Here is an 18,667-nt window from a genome sequence, read left to right on the forward strand (position 1 = left end):
TGGCCGCAACATACCATAGTAGGGGCTTTTTACCAAGAATGTTGCGGTTAATGGGTTATGGTAAGACCATGTATATTATTTGATAGAATCTAAGTACAAAAACCATTCTCGTTGATATTGTGAAAGTTTTTGATGTTTTTTGCTTGCTAAGTGTCTCTTTCCATTTTCATCTGAACTATAAGGTCCAACACGACATAGCGCACAATATTTATCATTTATAAATTTAAAAGGTGTAAACACTTTCAAAATGTCATCGTCTTGCGGTTTATCAGAATAGGCATATATAAAACCTTCTGTGTCTTTTACTTTCTTATCTCTATCCACATTGCGAATTTGATAATCAGGGAAAAGAGCATAATCAAAAACCTGTTTGCCCATGTGGGTAATATTTGTATCGACAGTTAAATCGGTTTCAATTTGCCAATGAAGATAGGGTTTTACCTCTTTTGATGTGATGTAACTTAAACGCAATCCATTTTCATCAAGAAAATAATTAAAACACGCCTTTAGGTAATCTCTTAATAAAGCACGATTAACAATGTTTTGGCTTGGCGCATTGGTAAAGTCTTCACAGCTTTTAGCGGCAGGCACTAAAGGAAATTGAAAGATGACTAAATCAAATGCGTTTTTAAGTTCAGCTGGCCAAGTTGTTTTGTTCGTAATATCAAGCTCAAAAAACACCTTTTCACCTAAATTGGTTAAACCAGAAAGACCGTTGTCTTTATATTTTGTGGTCAGTGTTTTTTTATCATCCAATACAGTCGCACTAAGATTTTTAATTTGATGGTGCTTTTTTAATGAATAGGAGAATGTGAGGTCACCATCGCCAATGGTCAAAATACGCCAATTTGGATTTAACAACATATTGAACTTAAAAATTACAAAAGAAATATTTTACCATGTAAGCGCAATGCGATAAAAGACAAGCCTTTTAACAGTGGCTGTTTTACAATATACATAAATGATTTAAAGCTAGAAGTTATGAGTGAATTAAAGCGTTTAAATAAATTCATCAGTGAAACCGGTATATGCTCTCGTCGTGAAGCAGACTCTTTAATTGCCGATGGTAAAGTTGTGGTAAATGGTTCTGTTGCAGAAATGGGATTAAAAGTATCCGATTCAGACGACATTATCGTAAATGGGAAACCACTTAAAGCGAAACCAAAACGTGTCTATATCGCTTATAACAAACCGGTAGGTGTAACATGTACTACCGAGAAAAAAATTAAAAGTAATATTGTTTCAGCTGTTAATTACAAGGAACGTATTTTCCCGATCGGTCGCTTGGATAGACCGTCAGAAGGATTAATTTTCCTGACTAATGAAGGCGATATCGTTAATAAAATTCTACGTGCGGGTAACAATCACGAAAAAGAATACATTGTTACTGTAGATAAAGAGATTGATCAGAACTTCGTTAAAAAAATGAGTTCAGGTATTCCAATTCTCGACACAGTTACTAAACCATGTAAGGTAAAACAGCTTGGTAAAAAACGCTTTAATATCATTTTAACCCAGGGCTTGAACCGACAAATCAGGCGTATGTGTGAATATTTAGGTTACGAAGTCACAAAATTAAAACGTGTGCGCATTATGAACGTCGCTCTTAATGACTTAGCGGTAGGGAAGTGGCGTTTTTTAACAGAAGAAGAAATGATGCAAATTAATGCATCAATTGAAAATTCAAGTAAAACGCAAGAGCGCTCAATAGACGTTAACAAAACGCAGCAGCACTCTAAAAAACATTCAACGAGTAGAAACAAACCATTTGCTGCAAAACAAAGTGTTTCTAAAAACACTGAGCGTAAGCCTAATAAAACTAAGCGACTATCAGGCACATTAAGTTTGAAGCGTAATTAAATTGCTAAGGTGAGCGAAGCTCACCTTACTACCTCAACACCTAAATTAAATAAACAATCTTTAAAATTAAGCATTTAAACCATATCTGAACTAAACTTTTTCATTATTTAATAATGAGAAATTACAGTGCGAACGCTTTTAGTCTTTATCATTTTTGTATTGTTTCTTGGCCAATTACTACCACGCGTAGATTTCTTTAAAACAGTTTATACACTTGATCTTATAACTAACTTTCAAGTGCAGTTTGCGCTCTTTTCTGTTCTTTTAAGTGTTTTACTAGGTTTTTGGAACAGAGCATTAATGCTTACACTGCTTATTATTAATGCCCTTGTAATAACTTCTAATTTTAATGGCTATATCAATTTCGATTTTTTGTCAGAACAAAAAGAGCAAATAGTAACACGTACTGAAATGCCGCGAATTTCAGTTGTGCAATATACCTTTGATGACGACTTAAATAGTCAAATAGCGCCAATTTATGACAAGTTACAATCGCTTAATAAAGACGTGATAGTTATATTTAACGTAAATGAATTACATAAATCTCAGTTAAAAACATTAAGTGAAGGCAGATTTAGTTATGGTTTAAGACAAAAAGAAGGGTTACCCAGCAATATTGCGGTGATCACCAAGTTTGCAATATCTTCGAAACGGAAAAACACGTTTTTAGATGAACGAGGAGATATTTTAGAGCTGATATTAGTAATTAAAAATGAAAGTGTTAAGTTAACAGTGATGCACCCACCAAAACCAAATTCTGAATTAAATTGGCAACGCAGAAACCTAATGTTAAATACACTAGAGGCGATGGAAAGCCGTACAGAAAATGTATTGCCTTATTCTTTAGTGATATCAGAGTTATACAGCACAATTTGGTCTCGCCATTTTCCAAAGTTAGATACACTAAGAACATGTTCTTCTGCACAAGGGGCATATGGTTCAAGCTTTATGAATAGTAACTTGAAACTATTAGGAAATCTTGGAGCGTTAAATACAAGTCACTGCTTTTTTAGTTATAGGTTTAAATTGAGTGATCTGGAAAGTACACAAGTGGCCAATTCGCTTAACAATTTTGTTAGTTATGAATTAACGATGCAAAAAGCTAATTAGTGTTTAATAAAATATTTAACTGCGATAGCAAAAGTGAGAAGCAGCGTACAAATTAACGGAACCATACTAAAGAGTAACCATGTGTCATAACTTACAAGGCTACTCGCACTGAAAATATTTCTCACATTGCCCGAAAAAATGAGTGACACAGGAAACCACGTTAGCGCTCCGTAAAGACCAATATTTGCAATACTTTGCTCATAAAAAGTATTACTTGCAATTAGTTTTCCCATAGAAGCAATACATACTAATAAAAACATGATAACAAACGAGCGGTAGGGGACATGCCAAAGCATTTCATGTGAATGCTGTAAAAATGCAGCATCAACCAAAAGCAGTAATCCACAACAACTTGCTGCAAAAAGTAAAATGAATATCAAACTGGCTTTCGACATGAACAAACTAAAAAGGGCTTTAATGAATTGGCATACTATAGTTAACTAAGCGTTGATTCCAGTGTTTAGTAAATTCTTCACTGGTTAATATGTTACTTAATGTGACATGTAACATTTTATTGTTACTTTTCGGAATTAAGAAATGGCGTGAAAATGCATCGTGTTGCTTTGAAGCTATATAATAATCGCTTGAACTATTTTCACTTAAATAATAAAAGGTATAAATGCTTAGAATCGCAGTATCAATACGCTCTTTTTTTAACATATCGAAAAGCTGGCTTTCTGTTTGAGTATCAACTCGTTCGATAATCTGCTGTGTTGCTAACTCATCTATGCCAATATATCTAAAACCTCGAATCCCCCCAACGCGTTTACCTTTTAAATCTATAAACTCATGAACCTCAATAGGGTTTTGCTTAAGACTTACAAAAACATCTTTGTCTTGCATTATAGCTGGCGACCATAAAAAACGGGTTTGGCTCGCATCTTTAAACCATTTAGGGTTAACGCCAATCACAATACCGTCGAGTTTATTTTGCTCCAAGCGATAATCTAACCGTTTTCTAGGCATATAGATAAGATTAAAGGTATAACCTGAATTCATTTGATTGAGTAAATCAACAAAATCAAAGTATAAACCTGAGCGTTCCTTTAAATTGATAATATAAGGAGGCATATCATGATAGGTATAGATATCCACCTTGCTAATTTTGGCATTTACAAATGTGGAAAATACAAACAGCAATAATATTAAGCGTCTCATCCAGTTGCGATATCTTTTTTAATTAATATAAACAAAAGGCTACAAACCAATTGTTGCTGTATGAAGTATAGTAATGTTGCAATAAAAAACGAGCATATAGCTCGTTTTTTTAGTTTGTGTTGTTAAATGAATTAACGGGCATTGGTACTTTCAAAAATTTTGTCAGCTGATGCAGCAACAAAACCTGTGTAAATTTCACCATCTGGTTTTACATAACGTAATGCAAATTCATAAAAACAACTTGGAATAGCTTTAGTGCCATCACTAAATTCAACATCTGCTTTATCTGCAAGGGTTGATGACTGCTCTAATAACACTTCTGGAGAACCTTTAATTTCACCGCCCGAACTATTAAGTTCAAAACCTGCATCTTTAAGTGCATTGTTTACAGCTTCAATCGTCTCAAAGTTTGCAAGGTGATTAATGCTCACAGTAAAGTGATTTGCACGATAACCCCAAGCAGCAGTCCAAGCAGCGTATTCTGATTCGGCGAGTAGTTGTTGATATGTTTCTGAATCAATTTGCCAGTGCGCACCTGAATATAAGAAATTATCTGCCGTTACAGCATCTTCATCAATTTGCTCTACTAGCGCGTGTATTGTTTTTTGTAACTCAGGCGAGAATTTTTCAACTAATAGTTCTGAAATAAACACTTTTGGCTTAGTCGGATCGCTGTGCTCAAAGTGTTTAGCATACAATTTTTTAGCTTCGAAGTGATACTCACCACATTCTGTATAACCTACAGCTAAAAAGTGTTGTGCTAACTTTTCAAGACCCACTTTTTCGATATTGAATGTTCTTAATGCAATATGGTCATTAATAACATCACTTTGCTGTGTGTCGCCAAGTAGTTTATGGATCTTTACTGCTGAAGGTGTTACTTCTAAGTAGCTATTCCATAAATGGTCAAATAATGTATCTACATTGTTGTGCATAATGTTACCTTTAAAGTGATGGCCTAGTTACACAAGCCATCTAATTAATTAAATAAAGTAGGTTTAAGCACGACCTAACTTAATTTTAAAACTCTGATTGAATCGCCAGCTTGTACACCAATTGTATCGGCAATTTCTTGTGATATAACGGCTACATCTGTGCTGTCGTTAATCGCAATATTACAGCTGAATACTGCTTTAAATTCATTTACTTCAAGATTTGAAATGGCAAAAGTATCAACGCTTTGTTGATCACCAATTTCAACTGTTAATAATCGACTTTCTTTAACACTTTTTATGTTATCGAGTTGCGCTTCAACAGTGGGGCCTGCATCAAACAAATCAACATAGCCGCGAAATTCAAACCCTTCTTTTTGCAATAATCTTAGCGCAGGTTTTGTTTTCTCATGAACATTTCCAATAACCGCTTGCGCTTCTTTACTGAGTAAATTGGCATAAATAGGGTATTTAGGCATAAGTTCAGAAATAAATACTTTATTGCCTGTGCCAATTAAATGATCTGCCGTAGGAAAATCTATAGTAAAGAAGTGCTCTTGCAGCCATTGCCAAAAAGGTGAATGTCCATTTTTATCTGATACACCACGCATTTCTGCAATTACTCGGTTTGAAAAGCGCTCTTGATGTTGCGCCATAAATAAAAAACGAATACGAGAAAGAAAACGTCCAGCTAAACCACTTCGATGAGACTCTTTCAAAAACAAAGTACAAATCTCGGTTGCGCCAGTGTAATCATTACACATGCTAAGTATATCAACGGTGTTGTATACCCCTAGCGTACTCGAATGGTGAACTGTTTTACCCATATGGTAATGGTAAAGAGGCACATCTAGGCCTACAGCGGCTTCAATTGCTGTTGTACCAACTATTTCTCTAGTCTGGGTATCTTCTAAAACAAATAAATAGCCTTCATCTTGAGGTTTATTTACTTGCTTTGCAAAACTGTCCACCGCACGTGCAATTTTACGCTCTAGTAAATCGTCACAAACAGGCAATGAAGTAAAGCCATGGCCAGATGCCTTCGCTACTTCTTTTAAAGCAGCAAAGTCATCTGTTTTGATTGGTCTTAATACTAACATAACCAGTAAAGTACTTAACCGTTAACTACCGCCGCAACTGCTTTCTCGAAACGAGCAAGGCCTTCAGCGATATCTTCATTTGGAATAACTAGCGATGGTGTAAAACGAACAACGTCAACACCAGCAACTAATGCCATTAAACCGTTATCAGCAGATGCATTTAAGAAATCACGCGAGCGACCTTTGTATTTATCGTTAAGAACTGCACCAAGTAATAGGCCTTTACCACGCACTTCACTGAAAACGTCGTATTTTGCGTTAATCGCTTCTAAGCCTTCACGGAATAGAGCTTCTTTCGCTGAAACGCCTTCCAGTACTTCTGCTTGATTAACCGTGTCAAATGCAGCTTCAGCAACAGCACACGCTAATGGGTTACCGCCATAAGTTGAACCATGTGTACCAATCACTAGGTGTTTCGCAATCTCGGTAGTTGTGATCATCGCACCAATTGGGAAACCACCACCCAGTGCTTTCGCAGTAGTTAGAATATCAGGTGTAACACCTAAACCTTGATAAGCGTAAAGCGTACCTGTACGACCAACACCTGTTTGTACTTCATCAAAAATAAGTAAAGCATTGTGTTTATCACAAAGTTCACGAACACCTTGAATAAACTCTGGCGTTGGTGAAATGATGCCACCTTCACCTTGCAGTGGCTCAAGCATTACAGCACACGTATTATCGTCAATTAATGATGCAAATGCGTCTAGGTCATTGTAATCACAATGTACGATATCACCTGGTTTTGGACCAAAGCCATCAGAATAAGCAGCTTGGCCGCCAACAGTTACGGTAAAGAAAGTGCGGCCATGAAAGCCTTTATTAAATGCAATAATTTTTGACTTTTCTGCACCGTAATTATCAAGAGCAAAACGACGTGCAAGTTTTAGTGCCGCTTCATTTGATTCAGCACCAGAGTTTGCAAAATATACTTTATCAGCAAATGTAGACTCAACTAACTTATGAGCTAATCGTAATGCAGGCTCATTTGTCCATACATTTGAAAGGTGCCAAAGTTTATCTGCTTGCGTTTTTAATGCATTAACAAGGGCAGGGTGACAGTGGCCTAAACAGTTAACAGCAATACCACCAGCAAAATCAATAAACTCATTGTTATCTTGATCCCACACTCGAGAACCTTCCCCTTTGACAGGGATTACCGACGAAGGTGCGTAGTTAGGTACCATTACATCATCAAATAAAGCACGATTTACAGCCATTACTCTTTCCTCAAACTTGTTCATTAATTTATAAAATTACTTATTCATGCATTATTCGATTTATTCGTGCCATTTTGTAGTTCAAAAATAACCAAAATGACGTTAATATTTATCAAAATAACCAATTTGAATAGCAAAATGTTAAGTGATGCAGATAAAAGTTTAATTAATGCACTAAAAGAAAATGCTCGTTTAAGTGTCTCTGACTTAGCGAGAAAACTTTCTTTAAGTCGTTCTACAATTCAAAATCGTTTATCTCGGCTTGAAAGTACAGGGGTGATTACAGGCTACAGTGTCAAACTCAGCGAGACGTATTTGCAAAATAGGGTGAGTGCCCATGTATCTATTAAAGTTAAGCAAAAACTCACAACACAAACTAACGTTGAATTAAAGCGGTTTACGGCAATTACGCAGCTTTATGCCATTAGTGGGGAATATGACTTAATCGCGATTGTCGAAGAGAGTTCGTTAGAACAATTAAGTCATACTCTCGATTTAATTGGTAATTTGGATGGGGTGGAGAGAACCACCTCATCCGTAATACTAGAAACAAAGTTTACCCGATAACACTTTGTTTCTAGGGCTTGAACACTCTAAGCATATTTACTTTCTAATATAAGTTCACCCGCTAATGGCTCTGGGGTGAGATCGTCATCTGTTTTAAAGTACGCTAATAAGCTATTCATATTGGCCGCTCGTTCCGCCATTAAATTAGCGGCTGCCATAGTTTCTTCTGTTATTGCAGAATTTTGCTGAACAATTGTGGCTAAACGCTGGACCACAATATCGACTTCTTTCAAGCTGTTACTTTGATTGCTTGAACTTTCACTTATTAGCTCAATGCTTTGGTTAACTTCTTCAACTCTATCTACAATTTGATTTAATTTATCACCAGATGAAATAGCAAATTGACTGCCTAAATGCACTTTGTCATTACTGTCAGAAATAATATCGCGAATTTGTTTTGCGGATTTTGCGCTTCTACTTGCAAGTTCACGGACTTCATTTGCAACTACAGCAAATCCTCTACCATTTTCGCCAGCACGGGCAGCTTCAACAGCCGCATTAAGTGCAAGCAAGTTAGTTTGAAAGGCAAGCCCATCTATCACTTCAACTATTTCATTAATACTCTTGCTTGATTGCTCAACATCTTCAATTGAGCGTTGTGTTTGTATCGATAATTCTTTACCTTGTTGTGCTGTTTGAGTTGCACAATTACTTTGTTCAACAGCATTTTTTGATTGCTTAACGACACCAAATACTTCTTCTAACATGGTTTTAGTACTCGCGCTTGCTTGTTCAAGGCTTGCTGCTTGTTCTTCAGTACGCTCACTAATTTCAGTATTACTGACGGAAATTTCTTTAGCGCATTGTTTCACTTCTTCTGCTGAGGATTGAATATTACTGATTACCTCAATTAACTGTTTCGTTGTTTGATTTATATTATGCTGCAACTGATTAAAAATGCCGTTGTAATTACCGCGCATCTGTTTAGTAAGATCACCTTTAGCCAGAGCTGAAAGGCTTTGTGATACTTCTTCTATTGCTTCAGATGTAGAAGAAACCGCTTCATTTATATCATTTTTTAATTGAGCTAAATCACCTTTAAAATCAAGTTCAATAAACTTACTAAAATCGCCATTGTTCATTGCCTCTGCAACAAAGCTTAATGAAGAAATAACCTCTTTAACGCTTTCAACTGATTCATTGATATTACATTTAAGGTCATGTAATTGGCCTTTCATTTCGGAGTTTATTTGTTTCTTGTAGTTACCCTGGCTAATGCCATTCATTACTTCGCTAATATCAATAACTGCGTGATTTACAGAGTTAATACTCATATTTACATCGTCTTTTAAACGTGCAAATTGGCCTGACATCTCACTTTCAACTTGAGAATTAAAATTACCTTCGCTGACATTAGCCATTACAAAGGAAATTTCATTTATTACTGTCGAAATATTCAAAATGGTTTGGTTTATTTTCTGTTTAAGTTCATTTAGTTGACCATTTAAAGGCACGTTTATTTGCGCCTCTAAATTACCGTCACTTAAATCAGCCATTGCCGAATCTATTGTTGATAAAGCATTATTAATACTCACAACGGATTGATTAATACCTTGTTTAAGTTCGTCTAACTTGCCATGACACTCAATATTGACTTGCTGTTTAAAGTCACCTTGAGCCATAGACTTCATAACAGAAACGATATCGTTCACGGCTAAATCTAAATTACTTAATGTTGAATTAATATTGTCTTTAAGTGTGTTTAGGTCACCTGACATGGCTAATGAAATATGTTTATCAAATTGACCTTGCGACATTGCATTTACCACAGCATTTAATTCACGCATGGCACTGTTTAAGGCTTCTGCACTATCATTTGTTGCACGTTTTAGCGAATCAAGCTCACCTTTACACTCAATAGTAATGCGTGCGTTAAAATTACCCTCAGAGAGTTGTTGCATAACTTCATTAGTTTCTGAAATTGAAGTTTGTAAACTGGCAAGTAAATTATTAAAGGCAAGTGCGGTTTCACCAATCTCATCCCTGTTGATATTAGCTGTGCGTTTTGAGAAATCACCTGTTTTTTCAACACTTTTCATTAACTCTGATAGGTGTTTAATTGGCGATGATAGGAAGTTAGCAAACTTAGGCGCTACAAACGCAATTACGGCAATCACGATTATTAATACTAGCGTCAATAACAGGGCTAATCTATCAACGGCAGCAAAAGCTTCGCTTTCGTCAATTTCAGCGATGAGCGCCCAATTAGTATCAAAAATGTTAAGCGGTTGGTAAGAAGATAAAACGGGGTTGCCATTATAGTCATCAATTATTTTTTGTCCGCTATTGCCTTGAAGCGCTTGCTGAATAGAAAAGGTATCGATTGCGCCTTTTTCAGGAAACTTAAATGAGTTAATAACAGAATGATGAACCGGATCTAGATACGAATCAGAACGCATTAATTTATCAGGGCCTACTAAGTAAGTTTCACCACTCTCACCAAGTCCATCACGTTCACTCATAATGGTATTTAATGCGTCAATTGACAGTTGAAAAATTAATGTTGCTTCAGAATTAATGGGTGTAGCAATAAAACTCGCGGGTGCATTATACGAAGGGTAGTAAGTTTGATAGTCACTGAAAGCAACGCTTTGCGCTTTTGAAAGTGTTCGTGCTTTTTTAAACACTGTTGCTAGATTACTATCTTTATAAGGTCCGCTCAGCAACGATGTTGCAAAATCGAGTTCTTTATAGACAGAATAAATAATATCGCCAGAATTATTATCGACAATAAATAAGTCATAAAATTCGTAGTACTCGATAAGTTTTGTAAAATAATCATGATAGAGATTATGGGTTTTATCATAATCATCATTAGCAGCACTTTGTTTAAGTAATTGTTTACTGCCTATTGGGTGTGTATTTTGCATGATAAAACGGGTTTGTAGCGCAATTGCTTTACTATCTAATCTTGTTAAATCAATTTCTAAATTTTTGGCAGAGTTATTACTTTTCTTAAATTCATTAAAAAATGTATTTTGGTAGTATTGTTCAACTGCAGCGCGAGAATAATTTGCTGTACTCACTTGTACATAACTTTCAATAAAATCGGAAGCAGCGTTTTGTGTAGTCGGATTTAAAGCTGTGGTGATTAATTTAAATTCAACTTGTTTGAAATAACGCTCTAGCGCACTTTGCTTAATACTGCTAATTGCAGAAAGTTGGTTATAGACTTGTTCTTTTATTGCATTAGCAGAATTGTAATACGCCAAAACAAACACAAGCAGCAGTGGTATAACTGCTGCAATCAAAAATGACAATGTAAGTTTTTTTGATAAATTAAAGTTTTCAAAGCGTTGGCGTAAAGATATTGGTAACGAATTCATAACCATCCTTAGTTCAAGTCCATTAATTTGCAGCATTAATTCAACTAATTGAATTAAATCTTCGCTAAAGTCTAAGACAAATTCTAGCTAAAGCAATTTAACTTGTACCTATTCTGGTGGTATGAATTGTTCTATTTTGTAAAAAGTGGTGGTTATTCTTTACACTTTTTACTTTTATAAATCAATTCAACGGCATTTTTATTCGTTTCTGAAGAGAGTAACTGAAGTGCATTTTGATACGTAAGCCATTTAAAATTTAAATGCTCTTTTGGGGCGAGTTTGATTTGTGTTTGGCTATCTACTTGAAGATGAAAAACATATTCGGTATTTAGATAACTTCCTTTTTCATATCTAAAACGCCAGTCTTCTCTTATTTCGTATTGATTAGTGATGTTGAGAGGTACTATTTCGTAACCTGAAGCTTCACAATCAATGCCTGTCTCTTCGAATACTTCACGATAGGCGCATTCTAGTGCAGACTCGTTTTGTTCGATACCACCGGTTACAGATTGCCAAAATGTTGTGTCATCAGCACGTTGAATTAACAAAAATTCATTGTGTGAATTTTCAATAACTACAAGCACTGAGAATGGTCTTTTTAACATAGGTATACTGCAATTTACGTTTTTTGCAGTATACCTAATTTAATATTTTTAAGCAGGTTTTACCTTAAACACTAAACTGTAAAGGGCAGGGATAACCAATAATGTCAGCACAGTAGCAAAACCTAAGCCGAACATAATTGTAACTGCCATTGATTTAAAGAACACATCAAATAACAGTGGGATCATACCTAGAATTGTAGTAATGGCTGCCATTGAAACCGGTCTTAATCTGCTTAAGGCTGAGTGATATACAGCAATGTAGGGTGCTTTATCTTGCGATAGCTCTAATTCAATTTGATCCATCAATACGATGCCATTTTTGATTAGCATACCAGACAAACTAAGTAACCCAAGTAAAGCCATAAAACTAAACGGGCTATTCATGGTAAACAAACCAATTGTCACACCAATAACAGCTAATGGCACTGTTGCCCAAATAATGAGGGGCTTTTTAATTGAATTAAATAACAAAACAGTAATGATAAACATCACTAGGTATCCAAGTGGCAAGGAGCCAAAAATAGCTTTTTGCGCTTTCGAAGCTGATTCGAATTCGCCGCCCCATTCAAGGTGATAGCCTTGCGGAAGTTGAATATCATCTATTAATGGTTTTATACGTTTTAATAAGTTAGCCGCAGTTTCATCGCCTAAAATATTCGGATCTGCCATAACTGTAATAGTGCGCTTTCTATCACGTCGCAATATAAGGTTGTTCTCCCACTCCGTATTAAAGCCATCAACAATTTGCTCTATTGGAACGTAAACCCCAAGTGTAGGACTAAAAATTTGTAAGTCATAGAGTGAATCAACATTAAGACGCTCAGATGCAGGTGAACGGGCAATAATCGGAAGCATACGTGTGCCTTCACGATATAAGCCCACTTTACGACCTGACAAGGTTGTTAGTAACAAATTATCTAAATCCGACTTACTGATCCCTAAACGGCGTGCTTTTTGTTCATTAAATTGAGGGCGAATAACTTTAGTTAATTCGCGCCAGTCATGTCTTATATTGTAAGCTTTGCCATCATTCTTAAGAATTTCAATCGCCTGTTCAGCTAAATTGCGTAACACTTTTGGGTCGTGACCTTGGAAACGCGCCTCTATTTTTGCATCTGTTGATGGACCAATTTCCATACGTTTTAATTTAATAAATGCATTGTGTAAGTTTTCAGCTGCGTATTCACGTATTTCTGCAAGTATTGCGTTGAGCGATTCTAAATCAGTAGTACGAATAATCAATTGCCCATAGGCTGGGTGAATTTTTTCTGGTGCATAAGTTAACATAAAGCGCGGGGCGCCTTGTCCTACCGTGCTGGTTACTTCAACTACCTGGGGTTTTGCTAGTAAATATTGCTCTAGCTTGTCAATATCTTGCTCTGTGGCGCGAATATCAGAACCTTGATAGCGCCAGTAATCAAGATAAAACATAGGTGTATTTGAAGGTGGGAAAAATGACTGTTTAACATTGCCAAATAATACCAGTGCACCAAACAAAGAAATTAGCATAAAGCTGAGCGTTGTTTTTGGCCAGGCTAATACTGTTTTTAATAGTTTGCCATAAATAACAAATAGTTTGCCTTGATATAGTTCATCAGCATCCACCTCGTTATCATTTTGATTGTTTTTCGCTTCTTGCTTGAATAGCACGCTTGCTAAGAAAGGCGTTACCGTAATAGCAGTAATCCAACTTAGTAGCAGTGAAATTAGTAATACGTAAAAAAGACTTCCAGCAAATTCGCCTGTTGCATCTGAACTTAACCCAATTGGTGCAAAAGCGGTAATTGCAATTACAGTAGCACCAAGCAACGGCCACTTTGTTTGATCAACAATACTATTTGCTGCCTTTACTTTGCTGTAGCCTTTTTTCAAACCAACTAAAATGCCTTCAGTAATGACAATGGCATTATCCACAAGCATACCAAGCGCTATGATCAGAGCACCAAGTGAGATCCTTTGTAGATCAATTTGTTGCATCATCATAAAAATAAAGGTACCAAATACCGTTATTAGTAAAACAGCACCAATTAATAAGCCACTTCGTAACCCCATAAAAAGAAGCAATACGGCAATTACTATTGATACTGCTTGTACAAGTGATGTAATAAAATCATCAACCGATTTTTCTACTTCTTTTGGCTGGTTGTAGAGTGTATTAATTTCAATGCCATAAGGGCGTTGATATTCAAGTGACGCTAAGTGGTTTGTTAATTTATTACCAATTTCAACAACGTTCACGCCAGATGCAAAGGAAACACCCAGTAATAACGTTTGTTTGCCAGCATAATGAGTAGGGTTATCTGGGATTTCAGCGTACTCGCGTTTTACGGTAGCCACATCACCTAAATAAATAATTTCTTTCGCGCCAGGCTTTGAAATAAGTAAATCTTCGAGTTCAGAAACGTTCTTAAATTCACCGGTAGGATGAAGGCGGATTGACTCGCCCTCAATAGTCACTTTACCTGCATTTGACACGGTATTTTGATTTTGAAGTAACTGGTATATAACGTTGGCAGAAATACCAAGTTGTGCCAATTTATGGCTTGATATTTCCACAGTAACTTGCGGTTTTTGCTCACCAGCTACCGTTACTTTACCAACGCCATCAACCAGTACCAGTTCACGTCGTAAATAATCAACGTAATTTTCTAATTCTTCATAGGAATAATCGTCACCGCTAATAGAGTAAAGCACACCATAAACATCGCCAAAGTCATCCATCACTTTTGAAGGATAAACGCCTGCCGGTAAGGAAGGTGATAAGTCATTAATTTTACGACGCAGTTCATCCCAAATTTGCCTAAGTTGTTCTTTGCGATAGGTACTTTTCATTTCTACCGTGATTTGAGATAAACCAGGTGAAGAAATTGACGTGACATAATCCACATAAGGTAATTGCTGAATCACATTTTCAATTGGGTAGGTAACTTCTTGTTCAACCTGTTCAGGTGATGCACCTGGGTAACTGGTTATTACCATGGCTTTTTTTAATGTGAATTCTGGATCTTCCAAACGGCCCAATTTTTGATAAGAAAAATAGCCACCAAATAATAAAATTAGGGTAAATAGCCAACTTATCGTTCGCTTTTCAATTGATAACTGTGCAATGTTCATTTTATAGGCCTCGTTCTTTTGTCCAAGGACGAACAATGCTTTGTGCTGTTAAATGATGAACACCTGCACTAACTATTTGATCTCCCGGATTTAGGCCGTCATTAATCTCAATCCCACTTTTATGGATTTCACCAAGCACTACTTTTACTTTTTCGAGCTTACCGTCGTCGTAGCGCCAAACAAAGGAATCTTCACTTGCGTCACTAAAAACGGCGGTTGTTGGAATAGTGAATTTACGTTGATTTGAATAAAACACTTTATTTAAATCAATCAACACATTTCCTGTCATACCAGCGAGTAAGTTAAAATCTGTCGGCAGCGGCAGTGTAAATACCACACGATAACTTAAAGTAAGTGGATCAGCCTGTGTATCCCATTCTTTTAGCGATAATTCATATGACTTATTCGGGTAGCTATCAAAAACGACATTGGGTTTGTAAGTGGTTTTTTTATCAACGCGAGCAACTAATTTTTCAGGAATTTGAATTGTAACATCCATTAAATCACGTGTTTCAATTCGCATAATGTTTTGCTTGGCAACAACACTCTCGAAGTTTTTGATAAATACTTTACTGATTGTGCCTGCAAAAGGTGCTCTTAGCACAGTGTACTCTAAATCAGTTTGTGCTTTTTCAAGCGCTGATAATGCAACCTGCATATTGGCTTTTGCCTGGTCAAGTTCTGATTGTGATGCAATACCTTTTGTTTTAAGTGTTTCTGTGCGCTCAAGCTGGTTTTTTGCAAGTTTGTAACGTGCCTCACGGTCACTGAGTTGTAGTTTAAAGTCTTCGGGGTCTAACTTTGCTAAGATTTGGCCTTTTTCAACAGATTGTCCAGCAAGTGTTGGAAATGACATAAGCTCACCATTAACTCTAAATGATAAATATGAGCCTTGATTAGCTTCGACTTTTGCTGGAAAACGGCGAATATTGCTACTACCCGTATTAGGCACAGTAAAAAGTTTAACTGGTCGAGAAATTGTACTTTCGGTGATTTCTGGCTGAGGGTCTTTACAAGCAGTGATCAAAATTGCAGGTAACAAGAGTAAGAGGGCGCGCATCTACTTATCCAAAAAGAAATTATTAATAAACTATAGCCAGAATAACCAAAGGCTATGTAAAATTATATTTATTAAATATTACGAACTGTATAAGTTAAACTTATGAAGATTACGCAGTTAACAATTTTAGATGCCATTGTCACATCAGATAGTTTGAAACAAGCAGCAGAAAAGTGTCATAAAACACAGCCTGCGCTTACTATGGCAATGCAGAAGTTAGAAGAAGAGGTTGGTTTTACATTAATAGACCGTTCTGGATATCGTCTTAAATTAACAGAGGCCGGTGAGAGATTTTATAAACAAGCAAAAAGAGTACTAACAAGCTGTGATGAGCTAAATAAAGTAAGTTCTACTTTGGCTTTAGGTTATGAGCCTAAAATATGCATTGCTTACGAGCAACTCGGTGGTGATGCACGCATCAATCAGTTATTAGGTAAAGTCATTCAACAATTTCCAGCCACGCAATTCGAAATATTAGGTGGTTCACGTTTTAAAGCGATTGAAAAACTCTCCAAGGGTGAGGTTGATATTGGTATTGGTCCTTGGTTTGATATATTTCACGCATCGGGCGATTTTCAGAGTATTCAATTAAAACCCATCGAAGTCATTTTAGTAGCCGCACCCAGTGTATTACCCAATGGAAAATCGACATTGTTGAGTAGAGAGCTTGATGCAATTCCAAGCCTTACCCTTAAACCAACCGAATTACCTTTTGATGATGACAAACTTTCTTTTGCAAAGGGATCGCAAGTTGTTATGGTTGAGGAATTGGCAACATTAAGGTCTATGTTATTACAAGGTGTCGGCTGGGGCTTAGCAGCTAAGCATTTTTGTAGTAATGAACTTGCTTCAGGAGAGCTTGTACAAATAGAACTCATTGATGGCGAAGATAAGTTTCATTCAGAACTTAGAGCCTTCAGGAGCAACAGTAATTTTTATGGTCCAGTAGCAACAACTATTTGGCAAGGGTTAAAGCGTTTATATCATGACAAATGATGAAAAAAGAGATGCAATTTTGCTTGTTATTTCTTCAATACCAAAGGGTCAAGTTGCAACCTATGGCAGTGTAGCTGAAATGGCCTCATTAAAAGGGCATGCGCGTTTTGTTGGGTCAATTTTAAAAAATTTACCATCAGGCAGTACAATCCCGTGGTTTAGGGTCATTAATTCGCAAGGTAAAATCAGTTTTCCTGAAAACGGTGAAAAGTTTTGTGAGCAAAAAAATAGGTTAGAAAGCGAAGGAATACTGTTTAAAAATAACAAAATTAATTTAAAAAAATACCTTTGGATAGGTAATTAACCGTTTAGTGAAACTTGTAAAATATATAAATTCCTCGCACTCTATGTAATCCATATTACAATTACAAAAAAGCAATATTGATAAATGTGGTATGTTCAAAAAACTGATAGCTAAAGTGTTTCCATCTTTAAAACAAGAAATCGAAGCAGATCATTTCTATTTTGAAAATACCAAACAGGGGATCAAAAATGAGGGTGAGATCAATTTTAAAATGCAGCAAATTGAAAGCCCTATAGATTTTAAAAAACCTGCTGCACAAGCATTTATCGATAGCTTTTACGAACTCCTTTTTAATTCATTGTTAAACAATACAACGCACGACCCGTTAAGCGATTTAATAGAAAATAAACTTCTACAGTTACTTCGCCAACCAAATGAGATTTTAAGCTCACTACCTGTTGTACCAAGTTCTTTAACTGAAGTAATGAATACATTAAATTCAGTCGATTTTAATGTTGATAAGTTAATTTCTTTAATTAGTGAAGATCCTGTTATTGCAGCTAAAGTACTCGAGCTTGCAAACTCGAGCTTTTATAACCGAAGTAATAAACCTATTTCAGATCTGAAAAATGCCTTTATGTTACTTGGACAAAAAGGATTAACAGAAGGGGTAATTAATGGCTTTGTTACACAAATGGTACCGAGAGCCCAAATTTACTTTAAAAATTACGGTAAAAACTTATGGTTACACAGCCAAATTACCGGCAGGATAAGTAAACAGTTTGTAGCTAAACAAAATCAAAATGCTGAAGAGGCTTATTTAGTTGGGCTACTTATTAATTTGGGTTGTATGGTTATTTTTCAGCTAATGATTGATGCATTTGCAAGTGTTTGCCCAGACTCTCAACCTAACGCGCATAATTTAAAACGTCTAATTACTGCTTATGGTCAACGTTTAACATTAGACATCGCAAAGCTTTGGCATTTTCCCCGCAATATTTTGGAATCACTTGCTGTACAAACTAAAATTACTGACAAACAAGCGTTAATTAATTACAGCAAAAGTTACCCAATCGCTGCAGCTGTTTTCGAGGCAAACCAATTAGCCATGTTAACCATTTTAGTGATGCATACTAAACTGAGTCTTGATGAGTTAGATATCGACAAAGCGCTTATTGTTACTAGTGATAAAGACACGGTTATCGAACTAATCCATTCTCTCATTGCTGTTGATTAACACTATTAAGCAAACATTCATTCCTACATCACTAAGATATTTAAAAAATTAGTGGAGAATGAATATGTTTTGGTATTATTTTTCTATTGTGCTTGCGACTTTACTTTTTGCTTACTCATTAGTTTCTTCTAATTTAAA

Annotated in this window: 16 protein-coding genes; 6 read left to right on the forward strand and 10 right to left on the reverse strand. The window is 36.0% G+C overall.

The annotated features are described in order from the left end of the window. Positions 1-75: 75 nt before the first annotated feature. Positions 76-864 (reverse strand): Rossmann-like fold-containing protein, encoded by a 789-nt coding sequence (locus tag AAEU29_RS17865; RefSeq protein ID WP_421974582.1) that lies wholly within the window; start codon positions 862-864, stop codon positions 76-78. 117 nt (positions 865-981) lie between these two features. Between AAEU29_RS17865 and rluF the strand changes: the two genes are divergently transcribed. After that, the gene (gene rluF / locus AAEU29_RS17870) at positions 982-1,860 is read left to right on the forward strand and encodes a 23S rRNA pseudouridine(2604) synthase RluF (protein WP_421974583.1); all 879 of its coding nucleotides are present in this window, start codon (positions 982-984) and stop codon (positions 1,858-1,860) included. A gap of 300 nt (positions 1,861-2,160) precedes the next feature. Beyond that, positions 2,161-2,970 carry a hypothetical protein gene (locus tag AAEU29_RS17875; RefSeq protein ID WP_421974584.1) on the forward strand — a complete coding sequence of 270 codons (810 nt, stop codon included), beginning with the start codon at positions 2,161-2,163 and terminating at the stop codon, positions 2,968-2,970. Here AAEU29_RS17875 and AAEU29_RS17880 read toward each other — a convergent pair. From AAEU29_RS17880 to AAEU29_RS17900, 5 genes are all read right to left on the reverse strand, one after another. Continuing rightward, entirely contained in the window at positions 2,967-3,365 is a 399-nt protein-coding gene (locus AAEU29_RS17880) for a hypothetical protein (RefSeq protein WP_421974585.1), read from the reverse strand. The genes AAEU29_RS17875 and AAEU29_RS17880 overlap by 4 nt on opposite strands. A gap of 19 nt (positions 3,366-3,384) precedes the next feature. Then, positions 3,385-4,128, reverse strand: a complete 744-nt coding sequence (locus tag AAEU29_RS17885; RefSeq protein ID WP_421974586.1) for a substrate-binding periplasmic protein — start codon at positions 4,126-4,128, stop codon at positions 3,385-3,387. Between the two features lie 131 nt (positions 4,129-4,259). Next, on the reverse strand, positions 4,260-5,063 hold the full coding sequence (locus AAEU29_RS17890) for a DUF1338 domain-containing protein (RefSeq protein ID WP_421974587.1): 804 nt from the start codon (positions 5,061-5,063) through the stop codon (positions 4,260-4,262). A 74-nt stretch (positions 5,064-5,137) separates the two neighbouring features. Beyond that, complete coding sequence (gene astA / locus AAEU29_RS17895) at positions 5,138-6,160, reverse strand: arginine N-succinyltransferase (RefSeq protein WP_421974588.1); 1,023 nt, start codon at positions 6,158-6,160, stop codon at positions 5,138-5,140. Between the two features lie 14 nt (positions 6,161-6,174). After that, the gene (locus tag AAEU29_RS17900) at positions 6,175-7,380 is read right to left on the reverse strand and encodes an aspartate aminotransferase family protein (RefSeq protein ID WP_421974589.1); all 1,206 of its coding nucleotides are present in this window, start codon (positions 7,378-7,380) and stop codon (positions 6,175-6,177) included. A 138-nt stretch (positions 7,381-7,518) separates the two neighbouring features. On the opposite strand from AAEU29_RS17900, the gene AAEU29_RS17905 reads away from it, so the two are divergent. Then, on the forward strand, positions 7,519-7,947 hold the full coding sequence (locus AAEU29_RS17905; RefSeq protein ID WP_421974620.1) for an Lrp/AsnC family transcriptional regulator: 429 nt from the start codon (positions 7,519-7,521) through the stop codon (positions 7,945-7,947). A 26-nt stretch (positions 7,948-7,973) separates the two neighbouring features. Here AAEU29_RS17905 and AAEU29_RS17910 read toward each other — a convergent pair whose 3' ends face one another. The 4 genes from AAEU29_RS17910 to AAEU29_RS17925 all read right to left on the reverse strand — a co-directional run bounded on the left by AAEU29_RS17910 (position 7,974) and on the right by AAEU29_RS17925 (position 16,052). Then, positions 7,974-11,273 carry a methyl-accepting chemotaxis protein gene (locus tag AAEU29_RS17910; protein ID WP_421974590.1) on the reverse strand — a complete coding sequence of 1,100 codons (3,300 nt, stop codon included), beginning with the start codon at positions 11,271-11,273 and terminating at the stop codon, positions 7,974-7,976. Between the two features lie 152 nt (positions 11,274-11,425). After that, positions 11,426-11,878, reverse strand: a complete 453-nt coding sequence (nudB, locus tag AAEU29_RS17915; RefSeq protein WP_421974591.1) for a dihydroneopterin triphosphate diphosphatase — start codon at positions 11,876-11,878, stop codon at positions 11,426-11,428. 48 nt (positions 11,879-11,926) lie between these two features. Further along, positions 11,927-14,992 carry an efflux RND transporter permease subunit gene (locus tag AAEU29_RS17920; protein ID WP_421974592.1) on the reverse strand — a complete coding sequence of 1,022 codons (3,066 nt, stop codon included), beginning with the start codon at positions 14,990-14,992 and terminating at the stop codon, positions 11,927-11,929. 1 nt (position 14,993) lies between these two features. Next, the gene (locus AAEU29_RS17925; protein ID WP_421974593.1) at positions 14,994-16,052 is read right to left on the reverse strand and encodes an efflux RND transporter periplasmic adaptor subunit; all 1,059 of its coding nucleotides are present in this window, start codon (positions 16,050-16,052) and stop codon (positions 14,994-14,996) included. A gap of 102 nt (positions 16,053-16,154) precedes the next feature. On the opposite strand from AAEU29_RS17925, the gene AAEU29_RS17930 reads away from it, so the two are divergent. The 3 genes from AAEU29_RS17930 (at position 16,155) to AAEU29_RS17940 (ending at position 18,529) form a co-directional block, all read left to right on the forward strand. Continuing rightward, positions 16,155-17,048 carry a LysR family transcriptional regulator gene (locus AAEU29_RS17930; protein ID WP_421974594.1) on the forward strand — a complete coding sequence of 298 codons (894 nt, stop codon included), beginning with the start codon at positions 16,155-16,157 and terminating at the stop codon, positions 17,046-17,048. Continuing rightward, the gene (locus tag AAEU29_RS17935; protein ID WP_421974595.1) at positions 17,038-17,352 is read left to right on the forward strand and encodes an MGMT family protein; all 315 of its coding nucleotides are present in this window, start codon (positions 17,038-17,040) and stop codon (positions 17,350-17,352) included. Before AAEU29_RS17930 ends, AAEU29_RS17935 begins: the two co-directional genes overlap by 11 nt. Before the next feature lie 91 nt (positions 17,353-17,443). Beyond that, positions 17,444-18,529, forward strand: coding sequence for an HDOD domain-containing protein (locus tag AAEU29_RS17940; RefSeq protein WP_421974596.1), 1,086 nt, complete (start codon positions 17,444-17,446; stop codon positions 18,527-18,529). Positions 18,530-18,667: the final 138 nt, after the last annotated feature.

The sequence above is a fragment of the Pseudoalteromonas aquimarina genome, assembly GCF_049257255.1.
GTDB lineage: Bacteria > Pseudomonadota > Gammaproteobacteria > Enterobacterales > Alteromonadaceae > Pseudoalteromonas.